This is a genomic window from Arthrobacter sp. Y3224055, from assembly GCF_059090825.1.
This window is the reverse complement of the sequence record NZ_JBNHGB010000002.1, coordinates 43,666-69,451: the sequence shown is the minus strand read 5'-3', so window position 1 is coordinate 69,451 and position 25,786 is coordinate 43,666. Positions and strand designations below refer to the sequence as shown.

The following is a 25,786-nucleotide window of genomic DNA, read 5'->3' as shown; positions in this document are numbered from 1 at the left end:
TGGGGCTCCTGGGCGGGCAGGAGGCTTCTCGCTCATCCTGCAGGGAGATGCGTTGGATGCCGTAGTGGCGACAGGTCCGTTGAGAGAACCACGGTCCCTGCGTTCCTCCCCCAGCCAGGCGCACAGTGCGGTCAACCTACGCCTGCGGTTCTGCGACTGTCAACGAGTTCTGACGCAGTCCCACTACCCTCTCTCATTAAGGGTGTATAAAACCGAGCAAAAAGAAATGCACCGTTTCTCCCAGTTGCGAATGGGATATCAGGAGGCAGGCGATAACGTCACATCCAAAGGTGAGTATTAGGGGCGGAAGCGATGTCGATGCCCGAATTAAGGTTATTTCCCGCACCAGATTCTCTTCCAGTTATTGCCCATCCGAGCAGGGGCACCCCTTTTGGTTGTGGGATAGTTCAGCAACAACTGTATAGTCAGTGCATGCTGACTATAACTTCGAGGCTGGATGTCATGAATCGCCTAGGGCGGGCCATGGCCGATCCAAGCCGAGCATCCATCCTCATGACCCTGCTCAAGGAGCCAAGCTACCCAGCCGTCCTCGCGCGCAGCCTGAACTTGACGCGGTCGAATGTTTCCAATCACCTGACGTGCCTTCGTGATTGCGGCATCGTCATTGCCGAACCTGAAGGTCGGCAAACCCGGTACGAGATCGCCGACCCCCATCTGGCGAACGCTCTACAGGCCCTCGTCGAAGTGACACTGATGGTGGACGAAAACAACCCCTGCGCCGACCCGGCATGCCCATTGCCCGGGTGCTGCGAGGGGTCCCGATGACAGCACCAACTGCGCTCTCTGCCGAGCGGCGTTTTGTACTGCACCGCCGTGTGCGACTCATTGTCGCTTCCACCATCACGTACAACGTGATCGAAGCGATTGTCTCGATCTGGGCCGGCTCCATGGCTTCGTCTGCGGCGCTCATCGGCTTCGGCCTCGATTCCATCATTGAGGTTCTCTCCGCGGCAGCCGTCGCCTGGCAGTTCACACGCAAAGACCCCGAACGTTGGGAGAAAGTGACTGTCCGCGCAATCGGCATTGCCTTTTTCGCCTTAGCGGCCTACGTCACCATAGACGCGGTACTGGCTCTCTCGGGCATTGAAAAGGTCGAGCACAGCCCCCTCGGCATCGGTATCGCTTCACTGAGTCTCATCGTGATGCCCGTGCTCGCGTGGTTCGAGTTCCGGACCGGGCGTGAGTTGAACTCGAAGAGCGTTCAGGCAGATGCCAAACAATTGTTGCTCTGCATCTACTTGTCCGGGACTGTACTGATTGGTCTAATTCTGAACACCTTGTTCGGGTGGGCCTGGGCAGATTCGATCGCGGCTCTGGTGGTTGCCGCCCTTGCCGTCCGCGAAGGCATCGAGGCCTGGACGGGAGATGTCGAGTCACCGTTCGAGGTCCTCGAAGAACTCCACGACGACGGCGGCCAAGAAGACCGTGAGTGACAGAGAGCAGGCGCAGTCGGCTCAGGTCAGACAGGGCCTTGAAAATGGTGGCCGTTTCCTTCGCCACGTGGGCACCCAGGAACGTCCCCGCTGGCGGGGGGGGGGGGGGCCATCAACACCTGGGCCCCGCCTGCCAGATTCCGGCGGGGAACGAAACCCATGCCCTTGCGGTCAGGATCCGCCCTTTCGCGAGGGGTGCGGGACAACGACGTCGTCCGCCATACGCGAGGCCGCAGGGAAGAGGAGCATGAGGAGGCCGACGCCCACTGCCGCACCGATGATCTGCGCCAGCACGAAACCGGGGACGGAGCTCGGAGCGATGCCGGCAAACGTGTCACTGAAGATGCGGCCGACCGTCACCGCAGGGTTGGCGAAAGACGTCGAGGACGTGAACCAGTACGCCGCGCCAATGTACGCACCTACAGCGGGAGCCGCGAGGATACCCCTTCGAGTGGCAGCCAGGGAGAAGATCAGCAGAATGAGCCCGGCCGTCGCAACCACCTCGCCCAGCAGCGTTCCCGCAGTTGCTCGATCCTTGGTCGAGACGGTCGTACCCACTTCAAACATGGCGTTGGCGAGTACGCTGCCGCCGATCCCACCGACCATCTGCGCCACCAGATACGTGCCCAATTCCGCGAGGGTCAAGCCGGTGCGGCTGCGCCTGCCCAGAAGCCAGTCCGCGAGCGACACCATGGGATTGAAGTGGGCGCCGCTGACCGGTCCAAACATGAGGATCAGAACCGTGAGGCCCAGCACCGTGGCGGTGCTGTTCTGCAGCAGCTGCAGTCCCACATCGTTCGGGGAAAGTTGCTGCGCGGCAATGCCCGAGCCGACGACGATGCAAACAAGCAGTGCCGTACCAAGCAGCTCGGCGACAGCGCGGCGCCACAAGGGCGGCAGGTGTGAAGTCATGAGATCCAGCTTGACCGAATAAATTAACTCAGTCAAAATTGAATCAATGACTATTGAGCTAAACGGGGACTTTCAGGCGCGAGTTGCAAAACATGCCGCCCTCGCAGACCCTGCCCGCCTGCGGATTGTCGATCTGCTGACGCTCGGAGACTACTCACCGACGGAGCTTCAGGCGGAGCTCGGCATCCCCTCCAACCTGCTGTCCCACCACCTGCGCACCTTGGAAGCTGCCGGCCTCGCGACCCGCCGCCGCTCGGAGGCGGATAAGCGGCGCAGCTACATCAGACTCACCTCCGGGGCGCTGGAGGGGCTGTCGCCCCGGCGTGAACACGGCGTGCGCCGCGTCCTCTTCGTCTGCACGCGCAACAGCGCACGGTCTCAGCTGGCGACTGCCCTATGGCGGCGCGTGAGTAAAATTCCGGCGACGTCGGCGGGCACGCAGCCGGCAGACCGCGTCGCCCAGGGGGCCATCGATATCGCGCAACGTCACGGCGTCAATCTCGGGAACGCAAGTCCGCGCCAACTGACTGACGTTGCAACCAGCGACGACTTTATCGTCACCGTGTGCGACAACGCACACGAGGAACTGCCGAGCCTGGAAGGAATTCACTGGTCTGTTCCGGACCCCGTCCGATCGAACACCAACGACGCTTTCGAACACGCCTTCCTCGACATCTCCAACCGCATCAGCGATCTCGCGCCACGCCTGCGCGCCGCCTGACCAGCCGGGCAGAACAAGCGCATTGCAAATATCGACAATCATCAATATGGGGGCCGGATGCTGCTCACATCGACAGGCATCAATGCGGAGTCGGTGCAGCGATGGAGCGGCTGTACACCCAAGCAAAACCACCACCGTTCGAACCACTGGAGAAACCCGTGAGCACCGGTACCATCAAAAAGCCTTCCGTCCTCTTCGTCTGCGTCCACAACGCAGGGCGTTCGCAGATGGCGGCGGCATTCCTGACCACCTTCTCCGAAGGCGCCATCGAAGTCCGCTCGGCCGGCTCCCAGCCCGCTGACAAGGTCAACCCGGCCGCAGTGGAGGCCATGGCCGAACTCGGCATCGACATGTCCGCCGAGATCCCGAAGGTCCTCACCACCGAGGCCGTCAAGGAGTCGGACGTCGTGATCACCATGGGCTGCGGCGACGAATGCCCCTATTTCCCCGGCAAGCGCTATGAGGACTGGGTCCTGGATGACCCGGCCGGGCAGGGTGTGGACGCTGTCCGCCCCATCCGCGACGAGATCAAGACCCGCATCGAGGGATTGATCGAATCCCTGATCCCTGCCACCAATTAGACCAACCGACTTAGAGCATCAGGGGAGACTTTCGTGAGCACCGACATCCACACTGAACAGCTGATCGTCATCGGGTCCGGCCCGGCAGGTTACACCGCCGCGATCTACGCCGCCCGCGCGGGACTGAACCCCTTGGTCGTGGCAGGGTCCGTCACTGCCGGCGGAGCGTTGATGAACACAACGGAGGTAGAAAACTTCCCCGGCTTCCCGGGCGGCATCCAGGGACCCGAACTCATGGAAGGGCTACAGAAACAGGCTGAAAAGTTCGGCGCGCGCATAGTCTTCGACGACGTCACTGAAGTTGTTCTCAAGGGCCACCTCAAGCGAGTGACCACCGGGGACGGTCAGACCCACGAGTCGCCTGCTGTCATCCTGGCCACCGGATCCGCCTACAAGGAACTGGGCCTACCGGAAGAAAAGAAGTTCTCCGGACACGCCCTTTCCTGGTGCGCTACGTGCGACGGGTTCTTCTTCCGCGAACAAGACATCGTTGTGGTCGGCGGCGGCGACTCCGCCATGGAAGAAGCCCTCTTCCTCACGCGCTTCGGCAAGTCCGTCACCGTCGTCGTGCGCCGCGACGCCCTCCGCGCATCGAAGATCATGGCCCATCGCGCGAAGGACAACGAAAAGATCCGCTTCGAATACAACAGCGCGGTTACCGCGATCCACGGCGATGGCAAAGTCACCGGCGTGACCCTGACCGACACCGTCACCGGAACCACGCGCGAATCGGTTGCGACCGGGATCTTCGTGGCCATCGGACACCTGCCCCGCACCGACCTGGTCAAGGGACAGATCGACCTCGACGACGAGGGCTACATCAAGGGCGACGCACCCACCACCTGCACGAACCTCCCAGGCGTCTTCGCCTGCGGTGACGCCGTGGACCACCGGTACCGGCAGGCCATCACCGCCGCCGGCACCGGCTGCTCGGCAGCCCTGGACGCCGAACGCTACCTCGCAGCACTCGAAGATAGCGACAGCATTGCCACCGCACTCGTCGAGGAGAGCACCCATGCTTAAGGACACCGCCACCCAGACCGAGACCAGGCAGCTTCCCGTCGCCGTCATCGGCGCCGGCCCGGTCGGGCTGGCGGCAGCCGCCCACCTGCTGCACGAGGGCTAAAGCCGGTCATCTTCGAAGCAGGCGACACGCCTGCCGCGGCAATCGACGCGTGGGGACACATCCGGCTCTTCTCACCGTGGCGCTACAACATCGACGCCGCCGCACGCCGGCTGCTTGCCGGAACCGGTTGGCGGGAACCTGACCCTGAGGCGCTGCCCACCGGCGCAGAACTCATCGAGCAGTACCTTAATCCGCTGGCAGCGGTCCCCGCGATCGCCGGCGCCCTGCGGACCTCCAGCCGGGTCACCGCTGTTAGCCGTGAAGGCATGGACAAGACCCAATCCCGCGGCCGGGAGACCACCCCGTTCCTGGTCCGGGTGGAAGACGCCGGAGGCACCAGCACCGATCATCGTGTCCGCGCGGTCATCGATGCTTCCGGAACCTGGAACACCCCGAACCCGCTCGGGCGGGCCGGGCTCCCAGCCGAAGGGGAGGTTGAAGCCCGCGCGGCGGGTAACATCGCAGACCCGCTGCCCGATGTCACCGGACGCGACCGGACCCGCTACGCCGGCAAACACGTCCTGGTCGTCGGCGGCGGACACTCAGCCGCCAACACCCTCCTGTCGCTGGGCGAGCTGGCCGCCCAGCAACCCGGAACCCGGATCAGCTGGGCCATCCGCCGCAACTCGGCCGCCAGCCTCTACGGTGGGGGCGACCTCGACGGCCTGCCCGCCCGCGGAGCGCTCGGTTCCCGCCTGCGCGCCTTGGTCGAGGAAAAAGCCATCGAGCTGCACACCTCGTTCACGATCACCGGCTTCAAGAGCGCCGACACCCTGGCCGTCCTCGGAACAACCCCTGACGGACAGGCACAGCTGGACGTGGATCTGCTGGTGCCGGCCACCGGGTTCCGCCCGGACCTGGACATGCTGCGCGAAGTCCGGCTGGATTTGGACCCTGCGGTGGAAGCGCCGCGGGAGCTCGGCCCGCTCATCGATCCCGAATTTCACAGCTGCGGCACCGTCGAACCCCACGGCGCCAAGCTCCTGTCCCACCCGGAGAAAGACTTCTACATCGCCGGCATGAAGTCCTACGGCCGCGCGCCGACCTTCCTGATGGCCACCGGGTACGAACAGGTCCGCTCCATCGCGGCTGCCCTCGCAGTCGATCAGGAGGCAGCCGACAACGTCGAACTCGTCCTACCGGAAACCGGCGTCTGCTCCACCGACCTCGGCGGCAGCTGTGACACAACGGCAGCGGCCGCCGCACCTGGCGATGCCTGCTGCGCAGCTTCCGAGCCGGCGTTCCTTGGCATTCCAACTGGGCTGGCGCATGGACGCTCCGGTGCGGCGGCGGTAGCTGCCCAAAGAACCCGATGAAGGTTTGGATGAGTCAGCCTAAACCCTTTCGGTGGGATGCTGCTCATGCAATCTCCGTTGGCTGCTCCCAGGGCCCAATGGTATTTGCAGCATTTGCGATCCACGCGGCAAGGCACCGTCCACCATCGAGGAAATGAGCCTCCAGTTAGTTCCTCAACCGTCCTCAAATCACGTCTGCATGTTTACTCCTAGGCGTCACGCACCGATACACGCAACTCGTCAGGCCCCAAGGACTTTCACCGCCGAAAGTTCAACCTTGAACTGTTCAAGTGCACTTCGGCCCTCCTCTGTGTTCATCAGCCACCGAGTCCAGATCTGTTCACGGAAACTAGGGAGTTCGAAGCCTAGTTTATTTGCCACTGCTATGACTTGTTCGTGGGGATCCTCCCCCAAGTGGTCCGCTAGGATTTCCTCGATCCTTGCTTGGGTAACCGTCTCCGGCAACACGCGCTCCTCGCCACTGCGCAAAACGTTTAGGATCACGCCCTCCGGGCTCTTGTCGCCCGGGAGAACAAGGAATTGCCCTGCATTATCTTTGTGTCCTCGCTGATCCCCGTCGAGAACTCCCCAGAAAGCAACGTCGGCATCCTTACTCGGTGGCAAAAGGGCAATACGCCGTACCTTATCATCACCTTGGACGTTCCATATCGCCGACACTTCTGTATGGCTGAAATCTAGCAGTCTAAATAAGGCATGAAGCCATTGTCGTCCAGCCTCGTCTTCGACTGCGAAAACGATTCTCCTGGTCGGGCCAACCTTAAGCGTTTTCCAAAGTAAGTCCCTACTGCCGGCCTCGACGGTCGTTTCTCGCTGGAGATCAGTGCGTAGAACAAGTATGTGATCGACGGGAATTGTCGATAGAGCGAGATATGAATGAGAAGTGATGACGCAGGGGCACTTGCGCTCGCTCGCGTAATGCGCGATAAGGTCAAATACCCGACGGCCAGACTGCGGAGACAAGAAGGCGTCCGGCTCGTCCATCACTAGAAGGCCGCCCTTCTCGGCACGAAGTAGTGTCCAATACAGCGTAAGCACACTAAGTTCACCCTGGCTAAGCTGCAGGCTCCCGCGGGTCGCCCCCCGTGCGGTAACCTCGAAGTAGGGGACAACGTCTTCCCTGAACTCCCGGGAGAGAAGAGCAGTTGGGTGAGAACCTGCTGTATTTTCAATCAATGGCGAGGAATCAGTGGCATCGAGTTCATAAATTTTAATTTCTGAAATGTCGTCAGCAAGGACATAGTTCAGCAACTTCACGTCGGATTGCTTTGCCCTTAGAGGGCCAGCCTGAGCCAATCTATCAGTGAGGGTTGCGTCACCTGCGACTGAAAGAATCTGCCGTTGTAACTGCCATGAAGTGTCTAGAAACTCGACCTTTGATGGTTCAATTCCAACTGAGTCCACTGCAATAACCGAGGAATCAGTTTCTCTTAAAGCGGTTGTCAGGGCAGCCAAAAGACGGGTCTTTCCACTACTATTTGATCCACACAAAACTGAGATCCCACCGCTGAGCTCTGCGGGCGTCCCAGTGAAGCCGGACAAGGAATGCGGGAGTACCGTATTTACACGCGGGACCTGCCATCGGTCAGGTTGAACGCGGTTCCATATGTCTTGAAGTGCTTGGCGTTTCACTTTATGACGCCCCAGTCCTTGCACATCTCGAGATAGTTTAGAACATCAGCTTCATCGAATTCCTCGATGGAATTCTCGAGTTGTAGCAACTCCTTTAGCGTGCTCTCCAACTGCCGAGCCCCTGGCTGCAGTCCCAAGACGGCTCGCCACAGGCAGAGGTCGCGCGCTATCACTGAGAGCACATCGGAAACGCGTAGACTTGCTCGGTCTGAGTAAACCGATGCATACACATTCCAGTGACCGAACGAGCCCTTGTCCCGTGACTCGGGCTTTCTAAGACTCGTCCTCGCCGATTCTAACGCGAAGAACGCTGCATCGACATCGAGCCCACGGAGGTTCTCGTTTATTTCCTGCCGGGCTAACGCTAGTGCCCACGTAAGCAGGGTCGCCTTATTTAAGCGAAAATCATAACTCGCTGTACGCGCTCGTAAGCCACCTATATGGGAAACTACCTTAGAAACTACATGCATCGTTTCATTGGAGAACCCGTGAACGGACCTATAGCGCGACTCCATGACCTGAGTATTCATTGGAACTCGAACCGTTCCCAACTCGACATACTCACACATTTTCGCAATCGCATCGTCATAGGCGAGCCTGGAGTTCTCAAAGCCTAGCGTTTCCTTGGACCAGCCCGATCGAAGGGCCACGCTCAACAAATCTTTTACTTGTTCTCGGGCTCCCCCCACAAGCGCATTACGCTTCTCGGCCTGAGTCAATCCAGTCGGCAGATTCAACCGGAAGAACAACTCATACGGCTCTTCTGGTTCATACTCGTATAGGCGGTATGAGGATACTTTGTAGCTATAGATCATCCGCTGAGTCTCGAGCGGAAGCTCACTAAACCTGAGTCCCGCAAGGTGAGCCAGCGACTCATCGTTCGGATCGAACAATTTGACTTTATATGCGTCATCGAGGAAATCAATCATGGCATTAAGACGCTGTTGCCCATCAAGAACAGCCAGAGTGTGGTCCTTGAGTACGAGCAGATGAACAGCTGGAACGGCCCAGCCGCGAAGAACCGTGTCGATCAGTTTCTGCTGTTTCGACACGGGCCACACCTTACCCCGTTGAAAATCCGGCTGAAGGTCGAGCTCTTTTTCGCGGACTCTGTCTCTGATGGTACGAAGATCAGGTTCCCATGGCTCTAGCTTCATCTGTTCCTCAACTGTTGAATGTGCTTCGACGTGATACAAAGCATAGTGTTCCTTATGCTACTAGCTTCTGCCTCGGGCATCCGTCGGCCGCCGCCGCGATCCCCTGGGTTACTTTCTGGCCCGCCGGGTGAGACTGTTTCCAATGGCTGCTCCAGGCACCGCGCGTAGCTTTTGCGCTAGATCGTGACTGAGCCAATGTAAGCCAGCGTGTGATTTATGAGTGTCCCGAGCACGCCTCTTATTCCTATACGCTCATCTAACCCAGTCTTATGTGGGACTTCCTACACATCCCGAGAAATCCAGTCATGATATGGGTTATTTCGCTACCGATCCTATTCCAGCACGATCGTCAAGGGTTGGAATCGTCCTCCAGCGGGTTGGAGATCCCGACTGTCCTGCAGGCGTTCCATACTTTGTCGACTTGGACTTGATTTCACCGGTGATCACCTAAGAATTTTAGCAACCGGTGAAGGATGAACCCGTGCCTTTCAGCATGGACTGGCCCGGCGCGAGATCGGGCACCGTCATACCTCCCCGCGCAACCACAGGCGGGATACGCGGATTACCTGCAGGGACTTGCAGATACTACAAGATGAACCTGCCGCAGTCCCTTCTTGAAATTCCCAATTTATGTACTGAGACTAGGGTTCAACCCCTCGGGTCCGCGTTCATCTCGTGCAAGAGGCGACCCGTTCCCTCCCGGTCCTAAGCGGACGGCAAGGCCAGTCCCAAGCCATCGGGGTTCGGACGCGGGAAGTCGCCCTCCATCGTGTGGAGAGAAATGACCTCCCCTGCCTCTGCATGGGTGCTTACAACATGCTGGAACCCGACGACGGTGCGCCAAATTGATCCGTTGCTCGGGTTGATGCGAATGCCGATGCGCTTGTTGACGAGCCTACGGAATGCAGATTCGGTGACCAGCTCGCCGGGATTCAAGCCGCGCTCCCTGAAATCCTCCTCCAAGTTCGTTTGAAATCTCGCCCGGTCTGACAAGATGCCCTGACCCCGGACAGGCACCGCATGGAGCACGGTGGGGTCCACGTCGTCGGACGTGAGCAGGTGGAACCCGTATGACGGGCCGTTCTCGAGTTCCGAAGCGTCCACCCAGGTCACGTAGCAGTCGTACGAGGGTGCGGGCGCGTCGTTGGAGATACCTCCCGACATTTGGATCTGGGTCGCCATCATCAGCCGCGTCACCGCCCGCGCGATGGCGTCATCCCCGAAAATCTCGCTGACGACGTTCAGTCCAAGTGCCTTGAGACGGTTGGGCAAAGCATCAGGGCATTCTGGATCGAACTTAGTGCGGTCGACGACAATCGTTTTCACCCCCTTCGGGCAGTAGGTCATCAATTCCACCGAGACTCGGTCCTCTGGCGGCAGTGAATAGCCCATAAAGGTCACGCGCGTGGCAACGGACATTGCATCCCGTGCGGTTTTCCACAGCGTCGGCACCACGTACGCTCCGTAATGCTGTGACTTCTCTGAGACAGGCGGGATGACGAAGCGGTCCATGTGCGCGATAAACTCCGGATTTCCTCGCGGCATGTTGGGTGTCTCGCCGTTGAACTTCCCGTAGTCGAAGGTCTGGAACAGAGTAGACCCGAACCCATCACCGTCAGCCCGGTACCAGTTCAACGATCCGTGGAGTTTCACGAGGGTCATCGATTCGAACGCCAAATTCGAGTTCCCGTCGCCCAAATAGAGGTTTTCTTGACGAGGAGGCGCGGGGCTCACTACATCCATACCTCGGAGCACCTCTGGTGACTCCCTCGAGTATCCGACCGGGATGAGGGCAGTGTTGATGGCGCGCTCTACTAGGCAGTCGTAGTTGAACGTGATGACGACTGCGCGCTCGGCGTGCCACAGGCGGACCAACTGAAGCAGCCAATCCGGCGCAGGATCGGCGATGGCCTTGGCTTGGGCCTCATCCAGAATGTCCGCGATCGTCTGGGTCACCACTGCAGCGGCCGACCTGCGGGCCAGCACTTCAGCTTGGCTAAGGAACGGCATAGGGTCAAGCATCGCCGTCAACCAAGCCTCGAACGTCTGCCGGGCGCGCAGGTCGATGGTCACTTGCCCCGCCAATCGTCGCTGAAGTTCATCGCCCAGCGCGTTGGTGATAGGCATGGCTTTGTGGATGGCCTTGGAGAACCCTGCGCCGAGGATGTAGACGGGCCGGGGCGTGCGGAGTGAAGCGGGCATAAAGAGCCTTCCGTCAGGGCGAGAGGAAATTACTAGCCGACGGACAGGTAGACTCCCGTCAGGGCAGGTTGGCGCCTATGGCGGCGGACTCGGCAGCGAGCCCGGTTTTAAGTCGGTCGCCAGCAGTGCTTAACCTTGTGGGCGGACGCGATGGCCACGCGTATAAGCAAGTGCAGTTCAGCCTCACCCGCGCCGACGCGAGACTTTGCGACCTAGGGATCGAGTCGTGCCTAGGACTTGTCAACGGACAGTCGGGATTGGCTGGCCTGCAGTGGACGTCGTGCTTTTCGAGGTGCTCAGACGGGTCCGACAGCTATACAGAGAACCGTCACCATCATCAGGCCTCGCATCTGCCCAGGTTGCAGACCTAGTTGGAAAACTTCCAGCAACCCTGGGACTAGGGTGCGGTTCTTCCAACTAGGCCTGCATCTCACGATTGAACTAGAAGTCCCAGTCTTCGTCTTCGGTGTTGACGGCCTTGCCGATCACGTAGGAGGAGCCGGAGCCGGAGAAGAAGTCGTGGTTCTCGTCCGCGTTGGGGCTCAGGGCGGAGAGGATGGCCGGGTTTACGTCGGTCACGGTGGACGGGAACATGGCCTCGTAGCCCAGGTTCATCAGCGCCTTGTTGGCGTTGTAGTTCAGGAACTTTTTGACGTCCTCGGACAGGCCGACGGCGTCGTAGAGGTCGTGGGTGTACTGCACCTCGTTCTCGTACAGCTCGTAGAGCAGCTCGAAGGTGTAGTCCTTCAGCTCCTGCTTGCGCGCCTCGGACTCCCCCTCGACGCCCTTCTGGAACTTGTAGCCGATGTAGTAACCGTGCACCGCCTCGTCACGGATGATGAGCCGAATCAGGTCCGCGGTGTTCGTCAGCTTGGCCCGTGAGGACCAGTACATCGGCAGGTAGAAGCCGGAGTAGAACAGGAAGGACTCCAGCAGCGTGGAGGCGACCTTGCGCTTGAGCGGGTCATCGCCGTAGTAGTAGCCCTCGATGATCCGGGCCTTCTTCTGCAGGTTCTCGTTCTCGGTGGACCACCGGAACGCCTCGTCGATCTCCTTGGTGGAGCACAAGGTGGAGAAGATCGAGGAGTAACTCTTGGCGTGCACCGATTCCATGAACGCGATGTTCGTGTAGACGGCTTCCTCGTGCGGAGTCAGCGCATCCGGGATCAGGCTGACGGCGCCGACTGTTCCCTGGAGCGTGTCCAGCAGGGTCAGGCCGGTGAAGACGCGCATGGTGAGCAGCTTTTCGTCTTCGGTCAACGTGCCCCAGGACTGCACATCATTGGACAGCGGGACCTTTTCGGGCAGCCAGAAGTTGTTGCAGAGCCGGTTCCAGACCTCAACGTCCTTCTCGTCCTCGATCCGGTTCCAGTTGATCGCTTCCACGTGGTGCAGAAGCTTGACCTTCTCGGCTGTCATCGCGTCCCCTTCTTCCCAAAGTCTGTCTTGTTCCATAGTGCCCGAATGCCGGCCGCGGTGCGGCCGGCTGGGCCAGCAGGTGGTGGCCGGATGTCCGGCTTCCCGTCGGTGCCCGTACGACGGCGGGCGGGCACCCGCCGTCGTACTTTTCAGTTGTCCGGGTCTGCTACAGCATGCAGCTGACGCAGCCCTCTACCTCGGTCCCCTCCAGCGCGAGCTGGCGGAGCCGGATGTAGTAGATGGTCTTGATGCCCTTGCGCCAGGCGTAGATCTGCGCCTTGTTGATGTCGCGGGTGGTGGCGGTGTCCTTGAAGAACAGCGTCAGCGACAGGCCCTGGTCCACGTGCTGGGTGGCCGCGGCGTAGGTGTCGATGATCTTCTCGTAGCCGATTTCGTAGGCGTCCTGGTAGTACTCCAGGTTGTCGTTGGTCAGGTACGGCGCCGGGTAGTACACGCGGCCCAGCTTGCCTTCCTTGCGGATCTCGATCTTGGAGGCCACCGGGTGGATCGAGGACGTGGAGTTGTTGATGTAGGAGATCGAACCGGTGGGCGGGACGGCCTGCAGGTTCTGGTTGTAGATCCCGTGCTCCATGACGGAGGCCTTCAGCTCCCGCCAGTCGGCCTGGGTGGGGATCTCCACGTGGGCGAAGAGCTCCTTGACCCGGTCGGTCTGCGGTACCCATTCCTGCTCGGTGTACTTGTCGAAGAACTCGCCCGAGGCGTACTTGGACTGCTCGAAGCCGCCGAAGGTCTGGCGGTGCTCGATCGCGAGCTTGTTCGAGGCACGCAGCGCGTGGAACAGCACCGTGTAGAAGTAGATGTTGGTGAAGTCCAGGCCTTCCTCGGAACCGTAATGGACCCGCTCGCGGGCCAGGTAGCCGTGCAGGTTCATCTGGCCCAGGCCGATGGCGTGCGACTGCAGGTTGCCTTCGGCGATCGAGGGCACCGAGTTGATGTAGGACATGTCCGACACCGCGGTGAGCGCGCGGATCGCGGTCTCGATGGAGGTGCCGAAGTCCGGCGAGTCCATCGTCTTGGCGATGTTCATCGAGCCGAGGTTGCAGGAAATGTCCTTGCCGATCTCGGCGTAGGTGAGGTCCTCGTTGTACAGCGACGGCGAGGAAACCTGCAGGATCTCCGAGCAGAGGTTGGACATGATGATCTTGCCGTGGATCGGGTTGGCGCGGTTCACCGTGTCCTCGAACATGATGTACGGGTAGCCCGATTCGAACTGGATCTCGGCCAGCGTCTGGAAGAACTCGCGGGCGCTGATCTTGGTCTTCTTGATCCGGCTGTCGTCGACCATCTCGTAGTACTTCTCCGAGACGGAGATGTCCGAGAACGGCACCCCGTAGACGCGTTCGACGTCGTACGGGGAGAACAGGTACATGTCCTCGTTCTTTTTCGCCAGCTCGAACGTGATGTCCGGGACGACAACGCCCAGCGAGAGCGTCTTAATCCGGATCTTCTCGTCGGCGTTCTCGCGCTTGGTGTCCAGGAAGCGGTAGATGTCCGGGTGGTGGGCATGCAGGTACACCGCGCCCGCACCCTGGCGGGCGCCGAGCTGGTTGGCGTAGGAGAAGCTGTCTTCGAGCAGCTTCATGACCGGGATGACGCCGGAGGACTGGTTCTCGATCTGCTTGATCGGCGCGCCGTGCTCGCGGATGTTGGTCAGCGACAGCGCGACGCCGCCGCCGCGCTTGGACAGCTGCAGGGCGGAGTTGATGCCGCGGGCGATCGACTCCATGTTGTCTTCGATGCGCAGCAGGAAGCAGGAGACCAGCTCGCCGCGCTGCTTCTTGCCCGCGTTCAGGAACGTGGGCGTGGCCGGCTGGAAGCGGCCGTCGATGATCTCGTCGACCAGGCGGTTCGCCAGTTCCTCGTCGCCCCTGGCCAGGTGCAGGGCCACCATGCAGACACGGTCTTCGTAGCGCTCCAGGAAACGCTTGCCGTCGAACGTCTTGAGCGTGTAGGACGTGTAGAACTTGAACGCGCCCAGGAAAGTCTCGAAGCGGAACTTTTTCTTGTAGGCCCGGTCGTAGAGCGACCGGACAAAGTTCATCGTGTACTGGTCGAGCGTCTCGCGCTCGTAGTAGTCGTTCTTGATCAGGTAGTCGAGTTTTTCTTCCAGGTCATGGAAGAACACGGTGTTGTTGTTAACGTGCTGCAGGAAGTACTGGCGGGCAGCTTCGCGGTCGGCCTCGAACTGGATCTTCCCGTCCGGACCGTAAAGGTTGAGCATGGCATTGAGTTCGTGGTAGCCCAGTCCCTTAAATGCCGCCGGCAATTCTGCCTTGGCATCGGCTACGGCTGCGGGTGCAACTGTCGTTTCCAAAAGTGTTCCAATCCTTGCTTGACCCGGTCGACGTCCTCGGACGTGCCCATGAGTTCGAATCGATAGAGAAGCGGCACCTGGCACTTTGCGGCGATCTTCTCCGCCGCCAGGCAGTACGTTGTGCCGAAGTTCGTGTTGCCGGAGCCGATCACTCCGCGGAGCAGGCGCCGGTTCTCCTCGCGGTTGAGGAATTTGATGACCTGTGGCGGAATCGAGTTCCGGCCGGATTCGCCGCCGTACGTCGGCAGTACCAGGACGAACGGCCGGAGCGCCTGCAGCGTCTCCTGCTGGGTGCGCAGCGGGATCCGGGCCGCCGGCAGCCCCAGCTTCTGCATGAAGCGGTCGGTGTAGCCGGAGGCGGAGGAGAAATAGATCAGGTCCGTCTCGGCGGTCCCGCCGGTTGCCGGACCCGCCTCACGCCTGGCGGCCTCACTCATCAGCAGCTCGGTCATGGCGTTTGGTTCTGGTTCCGAACGAAACCGCTCAGGCTACCGAGGCAGCGGCCTGGGCCAGCTCCTCGATCTTGTCCGGGCGGAATCCGGACCAGTGGTCCTGCTCGGTGACGACGACGGGCGCCTGCATGTAACCAAGGGAACGGACACGCTCCAGCGCTTCCGGATCCTGGGACAGGTCAACGCTCTGGTAGGCGATGCCCTTCTTGTCCAGAGCCCGGTACGTGGCATTGCACTGCACGCATGCTGGCTTGGTGTAAACCGTTACAGTCATGGTCCTTCTCCCCTAATTCTCGGTACGGCGTTCTGCTGTTTTCTGGCTGTGCGGCTGTCCCTGAGAAGAACCCGCGCTCGCTGCCCGCCAGCGGTTCCAATACTACATCTAGTGGACTCGGCCGTTTGGAACCCCAAGATGATGTATTACAAGTATGTCATTCCGTGCCCACCTTCGTCCACAGCCCATGGGAATATTTTCGGGGGTTAAACAGTTGATATTCCGGCCTTTCCAGGGCGCCATCCACAGCCTGTGGATGGGCTGCCCACAACTTCGGAAAGTCTCGTGTCGCCGTTTCGTCGGCGTGTCGCCCCTAGTGCCGGCACCACTAGATGTTGTGGTCCCCGGCCGTCGTTTTTTCTGCTGCCGCTCCCGTACTCGGGACCTTAGCGGCCGCCTCGGACAATCGGCAGGACGATTCGGGCGGCTCCATGCTTCGTGGTCGGGCGGCCTTCACCCCGTGACTGCCTGGGCAGCACGTCCGGGGTTCGAACCACTCCCCCTCGCGTGCTTGCTGCACCCTTAACACAACGCTGTGGCGGCCCGCGGCATTCCTCCAAGTGCGGCCCGCGGCTCTCGCAGAGCCCAAGGTAGGCTTAGCGCGAGGGTGAATGAGCCACAGGAGGGCTGATGGTCAACACGGTGCACCTGCGCACCTTGCTCGAAGTGACCCGGCGCGGGTCGTTTGCCGCGGCCGCGGCCAACCTGGGCTATACGGCCTCGGCCGTTTCGCAGCAGATGTCCGCGCTGGAGCGCGAGACGGGCGCCAAGCTGTTCGAGCGCTCGGCGCGCAGCGTGCAGCCGACCGAAACGGCGATGGTGATGTCCCGGCACGCGGCCAAGGTCCTCACGGACATCGATGCGCTGCTGGCTGCCACCGCCCGCAGCCAGGACACCAGCACGCAGGAGGTCAGGCTCGGGATCTTTCCCAGCCTGGCCACCTACGTACTCCCCCGGTTGCTGCAGGCCCCCGGATGGCCGGGCCTGGGGATCAACCTCAAGGTATCCGTCGCCGAGCCGGGCCAGACGATCCAAGGGTTGCGGGCCGGCGGCGGACTCGACGTCGCCCTGGTGTTCCAGGTCGGCCAGGGCGGGCTGGCCTGGCCCAACACGGTGAGCCGGCAATGGATCGGCGACGACAATTTCAGGGTGGTACTGCCCGAATCATGGGGGATTCGGCCCGGGGCTTCGGTGACGGCCTCCCAGTTGGCGGAGATGCCCTGGATCATGCACCATCCCGGCACGGCGGACGCCACCGTGATCGAGCGCCTCTTCGCCAGCTGCAACCTCCACCCGCGGGTGGTCGCCTACTGCGACGACTTCAACGCCAGCCTCGCCATGGCCGCCGCGGGTCTGGGCGCCGCGCTGGTTCCGGAGCTCGCGATGCACAACGGGCCCGACGGCATCGTGGTGCTGGACGTCCCGGAAATCCGGCTGGCACGGAATATCTTTGCGCTGCTGATCAACGACCGGCAGAACGCCCAGCTCGGCCTGTTCATGGATCAACTGTCGGTGATCCTGCGCGACATGAGCATCACGACCAGGCGCACCTGAGGGCTTCGCCAGGGCAGGCGCCGCCGGTCCCCGCCACAGGTTGTTTCTTTCCCAACCTGAGCAACGGCGCGTTCGCCCACAGCTGAATCTGTGCGCAGATCCGCAGCGAAAAGGCAGGGGCACAGCGCTTTCGCCTTGAAGTACCGGGGGGGGTTGAAGGAGTTGTGGCGCTTGGCGGATACGAAAAGGTCCGGTGCAAACAGTTTGTTTGCACCGGACCTTCGCTGCTGGGTGGAGCTGAGGGGACTCGAACCCCTGACCCCCTGCATGCCATGCAGGTGCGCTACCAGCTGCGCCACAGCCCCTGGAATGGAATGATTCGCCAAAACGGCAATATATTCCGCTGCGTGAATATCACCGATGGTGCTTCACGGAGTGGAGCTGAGGGGACTCGAACCCCTGACCCCCTGCATGCCATGCAGGTGCGCTACCAGCTGCGCCACAGCCCCGTTATCCTCGCGGATTCCGCGCCGCTTCCTTCGAAGCAACTTGAATATTCTATGCAGAGACTCGCACGGATTCCAAATCAGCGGATGGTTCCGGGCGGCCGGCGGAGGATCGGTTCCGGCCAGCAGTACCCATCCGCCCCGGCTACTCCGTGTCCGTCGATGCGGCCTTCGCGTCCAGCTGCAAGTCGATGAACGGGCAATCCTTCCACAGACGCTCCAGGGCATAGAAGACGCGGTCTTCCTGATGCTGGACGTGGATGACCACGCCTGCGTAGTCGAGCAGCACCCAGCGCCCCTCGGACCGGCCTTCGCGGCGGACCGGTCGCAGGTCCTGCTTGTGCAGCTCCTCTTCGATGCCGTCGACGATGGCGTTGACCTGCCGCTCGGTGGGTGCCGAGGCGATGAGGAACACGTCGGTGATAGCCAGCCGCTCGCTAACGTCGATCGCGACGATGTCTTCGGCGATTTTGTCGCTGGCTGCCTTCGCGGCAGTGCGCGCGATGGCGATTGAGCTCTCGGGTGCGGTCATGTGTCTCCTTGGAATGTGAACCAGCGATTGAGCGGCGGCGTTAGCCGCCAAAAATACCGAGCATCATGGCGATGCCCGCCGCGAACGCAGCGGCGCCGAGCACCAGCGCACCACCGACTGCGAGCCTCACCCGGCGGACCCGGTCGAGCCCTGCCGTCCGGGCGTCGAGGGGGTCCAGCCCGTAGGCGCTGCTGGCCTTGAGCGGATGGATGGTGGCACCGCGCCCTTCGGCCAGCGCTTCGGCCTGGGCCAGGATCTTCGATCGCGGCGGTGCCGACGCGGCCGTGTCCACCGGCGTCGGAACCGGTTTCCGGTCCTGCCCCGCCGGTTTCCCTGATCCTGCCGGCACAGCCTGCGTCGCCGCAGGCGGTTGCGGCTTGACCGTTTCGGGTGCCGGCTTCCGGCGGGCGGGAACCTGCTGCCGGCCGGGCGTGGCCTGCGCCGGAGCAGACGGTGCTTGGTCCGGAGCCGGCGTCGTCACCACCGGAACGTAGGATGTCGACGACGGCCGGAGCACGTGCCGGTCGGTCCCCGGGACGGCCACGAATTCCATCGGTGCGGAGGCAATGTCAGCCGCCGGCCGCTCCATGGCCGTGTGCCGGCGCTGTTCGTTTTCGTCGCTGAGCCGCTTCTTGTCCGCGGCCCTGCGGTTCAGGACGGCGGCACGCTCGGCGAGGGCCTTTTGCTGGGCCAGCAGTTCCAGGTCCACGTCGTGCGGGTCCTGCTCCTGCCGGGATTCCATCATGGCCACCATGTTCTTGGCCTGGCCCATCAGCAGATCGCGGGCGGCCAGCGCCTGCTCAACGGTCATCTCGCCGGCGTCGACGGCCTCGCGCGCGGCCTCCGAGAGGGGCTTGTCCGGCGCGGCGGCCGGAGACTGGACCGGAGGCCGGCCGGTGTCCCCGCTGCGCCGGGCCCGCCGCCCGCCCTCGATCGGCGGTCGCTGCGGCTCATACGGGACATCCGCCGGGGCGTCCGAGGTCCGGGCGCGCGCGTCTGCCGGGGCGTCCGGGGCATCGGATGTCCGGCCCCGCGCGCCGGCCGGAGCGCCCGACGTGCGCGCGCGGCTGCCCGCCGGGGCGGCGGGGCCGTTGGGGTCCCCGGTCGGGGCGCCGGATGTGGGGAGGCGGTTCTCGCGCTCCAATTGCTGTTGGCGCAGCTGGCGCCGGGTGGGAATCTGTTCCTGCTCGGGCGCCGGGATCTTGGGCAGCGCCTCGGTCAGGGTCTTGAGCGCACGGCGGGCCTCACGCTCGCGGGCGCGGGTCTGCGAAGACCGCTCGCCCTGGCGTTCGCGGGACTCCGTCCGGCTGTCGCCGGACGGCGCCTGGGCAACTTCTCCCCCGCCATCGCCCGTGGCAGCTGCCTGGGCATCCGGTGCCTGGGAGACGTCCCCGGAGGCGTTCTCCGGACCCGTACCGGCGCCGTCGCGCTGCCGCCGGATGTCCCGGCGGCTGGGCGGCGGCTGGGATTGATTGCTCATGCTTTGCTGATCACCCAGAAGTAAACGACTGATTTCATTGGCTTGGTTGCAGTTGGCTCAGGGCGACGGCGCCGTCCGGCGCGCGCCGGTAGAGACCATACTTGGCTATGTACTGTACTACGCCGTCCGGCACCAAGTACCAGACAGGCTGGTTCTCGGCCACGCGCTCCCGGCAGTCCGTGGAGGAAATGGCCATCGCCGGAACCTCCAGAAGGCTCACATCCTTGCGGCCCAAATCGTGCAGCTCGTGGCCCGGCCGGGTCACTCCGACGAAGTGCGCCAACGACCACAGCTCGTCAATGTCCTTCCAGGACATGATCTGCGCCAGCGCGTCCGCGCCGGTGATGAAGAACAGTTCCGCGTCGGGACGCCTCGCGCGCAGGTCCCGCAGCGTGTCGATGGTATAGGTCAGACCCGGGCGTTCAATGTCCACCCGGCTCACCGTGAACTGCGGATTCGATGCGGTCGCGATCACCGTCATCAGGTAGCGGTGCTCGGCCGGACTGACCTCGCGTCCGCTCTTCTGCCAGGGCTGGCCGGTGGGCACGAAGACCACCTCGTCCAGGCCGAAGACCGACGCCACTTCGCTGGCCGCCACGAGGTGCCCGTGGTGGATCGGGTCAAACGTTCCGCCCATGACGCCCAGCCGGAGCTTGCGCCCCGGGTAAGTGAGGTGCAGGTCTCCGGCGTGCGGGGCTTTGACGGGCAGCGCGGACACGAACGGCTAGCGGCGCGCGGCCTGGCCGTGATCGTGCTTATTCGGATGCTGGCGGTGCGGGTCAACGTGCTCCTCGACCGCCGAGTGGCGCTGTCCGACGCTGGTGAACGCGATGGTGGCGAACATCATGATCAGGAAGGCGGCCATGAAACCGGCGCCGATCGCCCAGGCGGGGACCGGTAGTTCGACGTGGGCGGCTTCGCTGGCCACGAGTGCGGCGTCGAGGACCTGAGACAGCATGATTCTCCCTTGCGGTTCTTCAGCCCGGCCGCGCGCAGGCGGACGGGATATGGCTTCCTACTCATGGTACGCGTTCCGGGCGCGGAACCGTGATTCGGCCGGGACAGGCCGGCCGGCACATGCCTAGTCGCGGACCTGTCCGTCGCCCTGGACGATCCACTTCGTGGTGGTGAGTTCGCGCAGCCCCATCGGCCCGCGGGCGTGCATCTTCTGCGTGGAGATGCCCACCTCCGCGCCCAGGCCCAGCTCCCCGCCGTCGGTGAACCGGGTGGAGGCGTTGACGATCACTGCCGCGGAGTCGATCTCGGCGATGAACTTCTCGGCGTTGCGCAGGTCGTTGGTGATGATGGCCTCGGTGTGGCCGGTCGTCCAGGTGCGGATGTGCTTGACCGCATCGTCAACGGAGTCCACCATCGCCACCGCCAGGTCCAGGTCCATGTACTCGCGGCCCCAGTCCTCGTCGGTCGCGGTCTGGGCCTCGACGCCGGACGGCAGGATGCCGGCCACCCGCTGGTCCACATGCAGCCGCACGCCGGCACCGGCCAGCGCCGCGAGCACGTCGGCCGAGGCGGCCGCGTCGCGGTGCACCAGCAGGGTCTCGACCGTGTTGCAGACCGACGGCCGCTGGGTCTTGGCGTTGAGCAGGATGTCCACGGCCATCTCCGTACCGGCCGATTCGTCCAGGTAGATGTGGACGTTGCCCTCACCGGTCTCGATCACCGGCACCTTCGCGTTGTTCACCACGGACTGGATCAGCTCGCGGCCGCCGCGCGGAATCAGCACGTCCACGAGGCCGCGCGCCTGCATCAGCGCGGTGGCGCCGTCGCGGCCGTAGTCGTCCACGCTCTGCACCGCGTCGGAGGGCAAGCCCACCCGGTCCAGCGCGTCGCGGATGATGCCCAGCAGCGCCACATTGGTGTGACGCGCCGCGCTGCCGCCGCGCAGGATCACGGCGTTGCCGCTCTTGAGGGCCAGGCCGGCAATGTCGACGGTGACGTTCGGGCGCGCCTCGTAAATGGCGGCGACCACGCCCATGGGGACGTGGACCTGGCGCAGCCGCAGCCCGTTCGGCAACGTCTGCCCGCGCATGACGGTCCCCACCGGGTCCGGCAGCGCGGCCAGGTTCTGCAGGGCAGCGGCCAGGCCGTCGATGCGCTTGGTGTCCAGGGTCAGCCGGTCCAGCAGTGCGGCGCTGGTGCCGTTCGACTTGCCCTCGTCCAGGTCCTGGCGGTTGGCCTGCAGCACCAGGTCGCGCCGGGCGATCAGCGAGTCGGCGATCTCCTGCAGCGCCTTGTCCTTCCAGGCCCGATTGGCGCGGGCCATGCGGCGCGCCGCGGTCCGGGACCGTCCGGCGATCGCCGCGACGGCGGCCGCGGCGTCCGGTTTCCGGCCGTCTTCGAGCTCGTCGGCCGGGGACTGGGAAGAGGCTGTCTGGGTCATACCCTCGATTTTAGCCCGTGGGTGCGGCACAGCACGACGACGGAGGTCACGTTACGCTGCCGCCCCGGACCGGCGCGGTGGTTCAGAGCAGGACGAGGTCGTCCACGTGGATGACTTCGCGCTCGTACTGCCGGCCGAGCGACGCGGCCAGCTCCCGGGTGGAGCGGCCCAGCATGCGCGGGAGCTCATAGGAGGAGAAGTTGACGAGGCCGCGGGCGACCACGCGGCCGTCGCCGTCGGCCAGCTCCACCGGATCCCCCGGTTCGAAGTCGCCCTTGACCGAGACGACGCCGGCCGGCAGCAGCGACCGGTGCTTCTCGCGCACGGCCTGCACGGCGCCGTCGTCCAGCACTAGCCTGCCCTGCACGGAGGCCAGATGTGCCAGCCAGAGCAGCCGCGGGGGCCGGCGGGTGCCGCTGGCCGCGAACCACGTGCCCACGTCCTCGCCGGCCAGGGCCCGCGCCGCGTTCGGCGTGGAGGTGACCAAGGCCGGGATGCCCGAGCCGGCGGCGATCCCGGCGGCCTCCACCTTGGTGACCATGCCGCCGGTGCCCACGCCCGCGGCGCCGGTGCGGCCGATGTTCACGCCGTCCAGGTCCTGGGGCCGGGCCACCAGCGGGATCCGCCGCGCGCCGTCCTTGGGCGGGCCGTCGTAAAGCGCGTCCACGTCCGAGAGCAGCACCAGCGCGTCGGCCTTGACCAGGTGGGCCACCAGGGCGGCCAGCCGGTCGTTGTCGCCGAAGCGGATTTCGTGGGTGGCTACGGTGTCGTTCTCGTTTACCACGGGGACGACGCCGAGGTGCAGCAACCGGTGCAGCGCGCGGTAGGCGTTGGCGTAGTGCTGGCGCCGCATCAGGTCCTCGGCGGTCAGGAGCACCTGGCTGACGGTGATGCCGCGGGCGCCGAAGGCCTGGGTGTAGCGGGCCATCAGCAGGCCCTGTCCCACGCTGGCCGCGGCCTGCTGGGTCGCCAGGTCCCGCGGCCGGCGCACCAGACCCAGCGGGGCCAGTCCGGCGGAGATGGCGCCCGAGGACACCAGGATGACTTCGCTGCCGGCGTTCCGGCGGGCGGCCAGCACCTGCACCAGGGACAGCAAGGCCTCTTCGGAGATGCCTCCCGCCACCGAGGTCAGCGACGACGAGCCGACCTTGACCACCAGTCGTCCGGCCGTGGCCAGCAGGGTCCGGTCGGCCGCCGTCGCCGGCTCAGCGCGCATCGTCGTCGTCACTGTCTTCCTCTGCGGTCCAGATGCCGGACTTGCGTTCGGCCTCGAGCTCGGCGCGGGTGGCGGCCCTGGCTTCCTTCCGCTCCTGGTACTGCTCGCGCTTCTCTTCGCGGGTGGGCCGGATGTACTCCATCAGGCGCAGGTCCGTGCCGCGGGGGGAGGACAGCAGTTCGGCGCCGGCGGACATGGTGGGCTCCCAGTCGAAGACCACGGCGTCGTCTTCGCCGATCACCACCGTGTCGCCCGGGCGGGCGCCGGACTTGAACAGCTGGTCCTCGACGCCCAGCTTGGCCAGCCGGTCGGAGAGGTAGCCCACGGCTTCGTCGTTGTTGAAGTCGGTTTGCTTGACCCAGCGTTCCGGCTTCTCTCCGAGCACCCGGAACAGCGGTTCCAGGTTCTTTTCCTCGCGCCGGATGATGAAGCCCCGCTCGTTCACCGAGCGCGGGCGCAGGACGGCGGGGGCCACCTTCGGCGGGGCGGCCTTCGCTTCGGCGCGGGCGGCGGCGACGATCCCGGCCATGGCAAAGCCGAGCTGGCGCAGCCCCTCGTGGGTGGCCGCGGAGACTTCGAACACCTGGTAGCCGCGCTTTTCCAGTTCGGGGCGCACGAATTCGGCCATGTCGCGGCCGTCGGGCACGTCCACCTTGTTCAGCACCACCAGCTTGGGCCGCTGGTTCAGCGGGACCACGTCCCCGTCGGCGCCGGCGTAGCTCATGTCCACGGTGTACTGTTCCAGTTCCCGCTCGATGATCTCGAGGTCGGAGAGGGGGTTGCGGTCGGCTTCCAGCGCCGCGCAGTCCAGCACATGCACCAGTGCGGCGCAGCGCTCCACGTGGCGCAGGAAGTTGTGGCCCAGTCCCTTGCCTTCGCTGGCACCCTCGATCAGGCCCGGCACGTCGGCAATGGTGAAACGGATATCGCCCGCCTGGACCACGCCCAGGTTCGGCACCAGCGTGGTGAACGGGTACTCGGCGATCTTGGGGCGGGCGGCGGACATGGCCGCGATCAGGCTCGATTTGCCCGCGGACGGGAAGCCGACCAGCGCCACATCGGCGATGGACTTCAGCTCCAGGACGATGTCCCGCTCGTCGCCCGGAATGCCCAGCAAGGCGAATCCGGGTGCCTTGCGCTTGGCCGATGCCAGCGCGGCGTTGCCCAGCCCGCCCTGGCCGCCGGCGGCGGCGACGAACTCGGCGCCATCGCCCACGAGGTCGGCGAGAACGTCACCGTTCTTGGTCTTGACCACGGTGCCGTCGGGGACGGGCAGCACCAGCGTGGCGCCGTTCTTGCCGCCGCGCCAGTCCCCCATCCCCGGGCCGCCGTTGGTGGCGTGCCGGTGCGGGGCGTGGTGGTAGTCCAGCAGCGTGGTGGTCTGGGGGTCCACGCGAAGGATCACGTCGCCGCCGTTGCCGCCGTTGCCGCCGTCGGGCCCGCCCAGCGGCTTGAACTTTTCGCGCTTGACGGAGACGCAACCGTGGCCACCGGATCCGCCGGATACATGCAGGACTACCCGGTCAACGAATGTTGCCACGTGATCGATCTCCTCTGTGCCGGTGGGCGCGAACCGAAACGGCCCACCAGTGATTCTAGTCTGGTTAAAACACCAGTGAGGCGGACCGACGGCCCGCCTCACTGGAAAGCTGTTAGCTGCTTGGATTACTCCGCAGCGGCAGCGACGATGTTCACGACGCGGCGTCCGCGGCGGGTACCGAACTCAACGGCACCGGCCTCAAGGGCGAACAGCGTGTCGTCGCCGCCACGGCCGACGTTGGCGCCGGGGTGGAAGTGCGTGCCGCGCTGGCGGACGATGATCTCGCCGGCGGAAACTACCTGGCCACCGAAGCGCTTCACGCCAAGGCGCTGTGCGTTGGAATCGCGACCATTGCGAGTGGAGCTCGCACCCTTCTTATGTGCCATCTGATTTGCCTACCTTTGTTTCTGAAGGAACGTTTACTAAAAGTCAGCCGACCGCTTACGCGATGTCGGTGACCTTGACCTTGGTCAGTGCAGAACGGTAGCCCTGGCGCTTCTTGTAGCCGGTCTTGTTCTTGTACTTCTGGATAACGATCTTCGGGCCGCGGAGATTTTCGACAATCTCGGCGGTGACCTTGACGTTGGCCAAAGCATCGGCAGCAGAGGTGACCTTGTCGCCGTCGACCAGGAGCAGAGCAGGCAGCTCGATGGTGCTACCGGCCTCGCCGGGGACGCGGTCAAGGGTCACGAGGTCTCCAACGGAAACCTTTTCTTGGCGGCCGCCGGCGCGGACAATCGCGTACACCACTTGGGAACTCACTTCTCTAGACGTTTATTACAGTTTTTGCTCGAATACGCAGGCACGACATGACGGCCTGGAAAGCACTGTGCATCCGCGCCTGCGGGTGGAAACCCTTCGAAGGCGTACGCACCGAAGATCTAGATTACGCTATTACGGCTATCAGCCGCAAACCAGCGGGCTCCGGGGGTGCCGGGACGGCTCTGGCGTCATCTTCTCCTGGCACGGGCGGACTGCAATCCGCTCGGGCGCACCTGACAATACTACCGGCCGAGCCGGCCAGGCACGTGCATTTCGCCGC

The 25,786-nt window shown here is 63.6% G+C and carries 23 protein-coding genes, 2 tRNA genes and 1 pseudogene; 7 read left to right on the top strand and 19 right to left on the bottom strand.

The genetic code is table 11. The annotated features are described in order from the left end of the window. The first annotated feature begins 432 nt into the window (after positions 1–432). Positions 433–786 carry a Cd(II)/Pb(II)-sensing metalloregulatory transcriptional regulator CmtR gene (gene cmtR, locus AC5RTY_RS05610; RefSeq protein WP_494101535.1) on the top strand — a complete coding sequence of 118 codons (354 nt, stop codon included), beginning with the start codon at positions 433–435 and terminating at the stop codon, positions 784–786. Then, positions 783–1,454, top strand: a complete 672-nt coding sequence (locus AC5RTY_RS05605) for a cation diffusion facilitator family transporter (protein WP_494101536.1) — start codon at positions 783–785, stop codon at positions 1,452–1,454. The genes cmtR and AC5RTY_RS05605 overlap by 4 nt, the downstream gene beginning before the upstream one ends. A 171-nt stretch (positions 1,455–1,625) precedes the next feature. Here the strand turns inward: AC5RTY_RS05605 and AC5RTY_RS05600 are convergent, their stop codons facing one another. Further along, positions 1,626–2,366, bottom strand: a complete 741-nt coding sequence (locus tag AC5RTY_RS05600) for an aquaporin (RefSeq protein WP_494101537.1) — start codon at positions 2,364–2,366, stop codon at positions 1,626–1,628. Positions 2,367–2,412: 46 nt separating this feature from the next. Between AC5RTY_RS05600 and AC5RTY_RS05595 the strand changes: the two genes are divergently transcribed. The 4 genes and pseudogenes from AC5RTY_RS05595 to AC5RTY_RS05580 all read left to right on the top strand — a co-directional run bounded on the left by AC5RTY_RS05595 (position 2,413) and on the right by AC5RTY_RS05580 (position 6,110). Further along, complete coding sequence (locus tag AC5RTY_RS05595) at positions 2,413–3,087, top strand: arsenate reductase/protein-tyrosine-phosphatase family protein (protein ID WP_493999857.1); 675 nt, start codon at positions 2,413–2,415, stop codon at positions 3,085–3,087. A 158-nt stretch (positions 3,088–3,245) separates the two neighbouring features. Continuing rightward, a complete protein-coding gene (locus AC5RTY_RS05590) occupies positions 3,246–3,668 on the top strand; it encodes an arsenate reductase ArsC (protein ID WP_494139189.1) in 423 nt (140 codons plus the stop codon). 45 nt (positions 3,669–3,713) lie between these two features. Beyond that, positions 3,714–4,691, top strand: a complete 978-nt coding sequence (gene trxB, locus AC5RTY_RS05585) for a thioredoxin-disulfide reductase (RefSeq protein WP_494139342.1) — start codon at positions 3,714–3,716, stop codon at positions 4,689–4,691. Next, positions 4,684–6,110: pseudogene (locus AC5RTY_RS05580) on the top strand (NAD(P)-binding protein). The gene trxB and the pseudogene AC5RTY_RS05580 overlap by 8 nt, the downstream one beginning before the upstream one ends. A gap of 219 nt (positions 6,111–6,329) precedes the next feature. Here AC5RTY_RS05580 and AC5RTY_RS05575 read toward each other — a convergent pair. The 7 genes from AC5RTY_RS05575 to nrdH form a co-directional block, all read right to left on the bottom strand. Continuing rightward, positions 6,330–7,562, bottom strand: coding sequence for an AAA family ATPase (locus AC5RTY_RS05575; protein ID WP_494139188.1), 1,233 nt, complete (start codon positions 7,560–7,562; stop codon positions 6,330–6,332). Positions 7,563–7,735: 173 nt separating this feature from the next. Beyond that, on the bottom strand, positions 7,736–8,935 hold the full coding sequence (locus AC5RTY_RS05570) for a DUF262 domain-containing protein (protein ID WP_494139187.1): 1,200 nt from the start codon (positions 8,933–8,935) through the stop codon (positions 7,736–7,738). Positions 8,936–9,601: 666 nt separating this feature from the next. Next, a complete protein-coding gene (locus AC5RTY_RS05565) occupies positions 9,602–11,098 on the bottom strand; it encodes an SIR2 family protein (protein WP_494139186.1) in 1,497 nt (498 codons plus the stop codon). Positions 11,099–11,539: 441 nt separating this feature from the next. Further along, entirely contained in the window at positions 11,540–12,517 is a 978-nt protein-coding gene (gene nrdF / locus AC5RTY_RS05560; protein WP_494073851.1) for a class 1b ribonucleoside-diphosphate reductase subunit beta, read from the bottom strand. A gap of 166 nt (positions 12,518–12,683) precedes the next feature. Continuing rightward, positions 12,684–14,804 carry a class 1b ribonucleoside-diphosphate reductase subunit alpha gene (nrdE, locus tag AC5RTY_RS05555; RefSeq protein WP_494139341.1) on the bottom strand — a complete coding sequence of 707 codons (2,121 nt, stop codon included), beginning with the start codon at positions 14,802–14,804 and terminating at the stop codon, positions 12,684–12,686. Positions 14,805–14,821: 17 nt separating this feature from the next. Then, complete coding sequence (nrdI, locus tag AC5RTY_RS05550) at positions 14,822–15,304, bottom strand: class Ib ribonucleoside-diphosphate reductase assembly flavoprotein NrdI (protein WP_494139185.1); 483 nt, start codon at positions 15,302–15,304, stop codon at positions 14,822–14,824. 31 nt (positions 15,305–15,335) lie between these two features. Then, complete coding sequence (nrdH, locus tag AC5RTY_RS05545; protein WP_127513743.1) at positions 15,336–15,578, bottom strand: glutaredoxin-like protein NrdH; 243 nt, start codon at positions 15,576–15,578, stop codon at positions 15,336–15,338. Between the two features lie 630 nt (positions 15,579–16,208). On the opposite strand from nrdH, the gene AC5RTY_RS05540 reads away from it, so the two are divergent. Further along, entirely contained in the window at positions 16,209–17,132 is a 924-nt protein-coding gene (locus tag AC5RTY_RS05540; protein ID WP_493999862.1) for a LysR family transcriptional regulator, read from the top strand. A 232-nt stretch (positions 17,133–17,364) separates the two neighbouring features. Here the strand turns inward: AC5RTY_RS05540 and AC5RTY_RS05535 are convergent. The 11 genes from AC5RTY_RS05535 to rplU form a co-directional block, all read right to left on the bottom strand. Continuing rightward, positions 17,365–17,437: transfer RNA gene (locus tag AC5RTY_RS05535), tRNA-Ala, on the bottom strand. Between the two features lie 71 nt (positions 17,438–17,508). After that, positions 17,509–17,581 (bottom strand) — tRNA-Ala (locus AC5RTY_RS05530). A 142-nt stretch (positions 17,582–17,723) separates the two neighbouring features. Further along, entirely contained in the window at positions 17,724–18,110 is a 387-nt protein-coding gene (rsfS, locus tag AC5RTY_RS05525) for a ribosome silencing factor (protein ID WP_493999863.1), read from the bottom strand. 40 nt (positions 18,111–18,150) lie between these two features. Continuing rightward, on the bottom strand, positions 18,151–19,590 hold the full coding sequence (locus AC5RTY_RS05520; RefSeq protein WP_494109296.1) for a hypothetical protein: 1,440 nt from the start codon (positions 19,588–19,590) through the stop codon (positions 18,151–18,153). Between the two features lie 34 nt (positions 19,591–19,624). Continuing rightward, positions 19,625–20,269, bottom strand: a complete 645-nt coding sequence (gene nadD, locus AC5RTY_RS05515; protein WP_494001261.1) for a nicotinate-nucleotide adenylyltransferase — start codon at positions 20,267–20,269, stop codon at positions 19,625–19,627. 45 nt (positions 20,270–20,314) lie between these two features. Beyond that, positions 20,315–20,548, bottom strand: a complete 234-nt coding sequence (locus tag AC5RTY_RS05510) for a hypothetical protein (protein ID WP_493999865.1) — start codon at positions 20,546–20,548, stop codon at positions 20,315–20,317. Positions 20,549–20,671: 123 nt separating this feature from the next. Beyond that, positions 20,672–21,988, bottom strand: coding sequence for a glutamate-5-semialdehyde dehydrogenase (locus tag AC5RTY_RS05505; protein WP_494014092.1), 1,317 nt, complete (start codon positions 21,986–21,988; stop codon positions 20,672–20,674). Positions 21,989–22,070: 82 nt separating this feature from the next. After that, a complete protein-coding gene (gene proB / locus AC5RTY_RS05500; RefSeq protein ID WP_494026068.1) occupies positions 22,071–23,204 on the bottom strand; it encodes a glutamate 5-kinase in 1,134 nt (377 codons plus the stop codon). Beyond that, positions 23,194–24,744: a GTPase ObgE gene (gene obgE, locus AC5RTY_RS05495; RefSeq protein WP_494102112.1), complete on the bottom strand. Its 1,551-nt coding sequence runs from the start codon at positions 24,742–24,744 to the stop codon at positions 23,194–23,196. The genes proB and obgE overlap by 11 nt, the downstream gene beginning before the upstream one ends. Before the next feature lie 125 nt (positions 24,745–24,869). Beyond that, positions 24,870–25,130 (bottom strand): 50S ribosomal protein L27, encoded by a 261-nt coding sequence (gene rpmA, locus AC5RTY_RS05490; protein ID WP_136785451.1) that lies wholly within the window; start codon positions 25,128–25,130, stop codon positions 24,870–24,872. A gap of 55 nt (positions 25,131–25,185) precedes the next feature. Further along, a complete protein-coding gene (gene rplU / locus AC5RTY_RS05485) occupies positions 25,186–25,494 on the bottom strand; it encodes a 50S ribosomal protein L21 (protein ID WP_493977453.1) in 309 nt (102 codons plus the stop codon). Between the last annotated feature and the right edge of the window lie 292 nt (positions 25,495–25,786).

What these genes read in the sequence shown, in the direction of transcription:
- cmtR (WP_494101535.1), top strand. Translation starts at nt 433, where the DNA reads ATGCTGACTATAACTTCGAGGCTGGATGTCATGAATCGCCTAGGGCGG.
- AC5RTY_RS05605 (WP_494101536.1), top strand. Translation starts at nt 783, where the DNA reads ATGACAGCACCAACTGCGCTCTCTGCCGAGCGGCGTTTTGTACTGCAC.
- AC5RTY_RS05600 (WP_494101537.1), bottom strand. Translation starts at nt 2,366, where the DNA reads ATGACTTCACACCTGCCGCCCTTGTGGCGCCGCGCTGTCGCCGAGCTG.
- AC5RTY_RS05595 (WP_493999857.1), top strand. Translation starts at nt 2,413, where the DNA reads ATGACTATTGAGCTAAACGGGGACTTTCAGGCGCGAGTTGCAAAACAT.
- AC5RTY_RS05565 (WP_494139186.1), bottom strand. Translation starts at nt 11,098, where the DNA reads ATGCCCGCTTCACTCCGCACGCCCCGGCCCGTCTACATCCTCGGCGCA.
- nrdF (WP_494073851.1), bottom strand. Translation starts at nt 12,517, where the DNA reads ATGACAGCCGAGAAGGTCAAGCTTCTGCACCACGTGGAAGCGATCAAC.
- nrdI (WP_494139185.1), bottom strand. Translation starts at nt 15,304, where the DNA reads ATGACCGAGCTGCTGATGAGTGAGGCCGCCAGGCGTGAGGCGGGTCCG.
- nrdH (WP_127513743.1), bottom strand. Translation starts at nt 15,578, where the DNA reads ATGACTGTAACGGTTTACACCAAGCCAGCATGCGTGCAGTGCAATGCC.
- AC5RTY_RS05540 (WP_493999862.1), top strand. Translation starts at nt 16,209, where the DNA reads ATGGTCAACACGGTGCACCTGCGCACCTTGCTCGAAGTGACCCGGCGC.
- rsfS (WP_493999863.1), bottom strand. Translation starts at nt 18,110, where the DNA reads ATGACCGCACCCGAGAGCTCAATCGCCATCGCGCGCACTGCCGCGAAG.
- AC5RTY_RS05520 (WP_494109296.1), bottom strand. Translation starts at nt 19,590, where the DNA reads ATGAGCAATCAATCCCAGCCGCCGCCCAGCCGCCGGGACATCCGGCGG.
- AC5RTY_RS05510 (WP_493999865.1), bottom strand. Translation starts at nt 20,548, where the DNA reads ATGCTGTCTCAGGTCCTCGACGCCGCACTCGTGGCCAGCGAAGCCGCC.
- AC5RTY_RS05505 (WP_494014092.1), bottom strand. Translation starts at nt 21,988, where the DNA reads ATGACCCAGACAGCCTCTTCCCAGTCCCCGGCCGACGAGCTCGAAGAC.
- proB (WP_494026068.1), bottom strand. Translation starts at nt 23,204, where the DNA reads ATGCGCGCTGAGCCGGCGACGGCGGCCGACCGGACCCTGCTGGCCACG.
- rpmA (WP_136785451.1), bottom strand. Translation starts at nt 25,130, where the DNA reads ATGGCACATAAGAAGGGTGCGAGCTCCACTCGCAATGGTCGCGATTCC.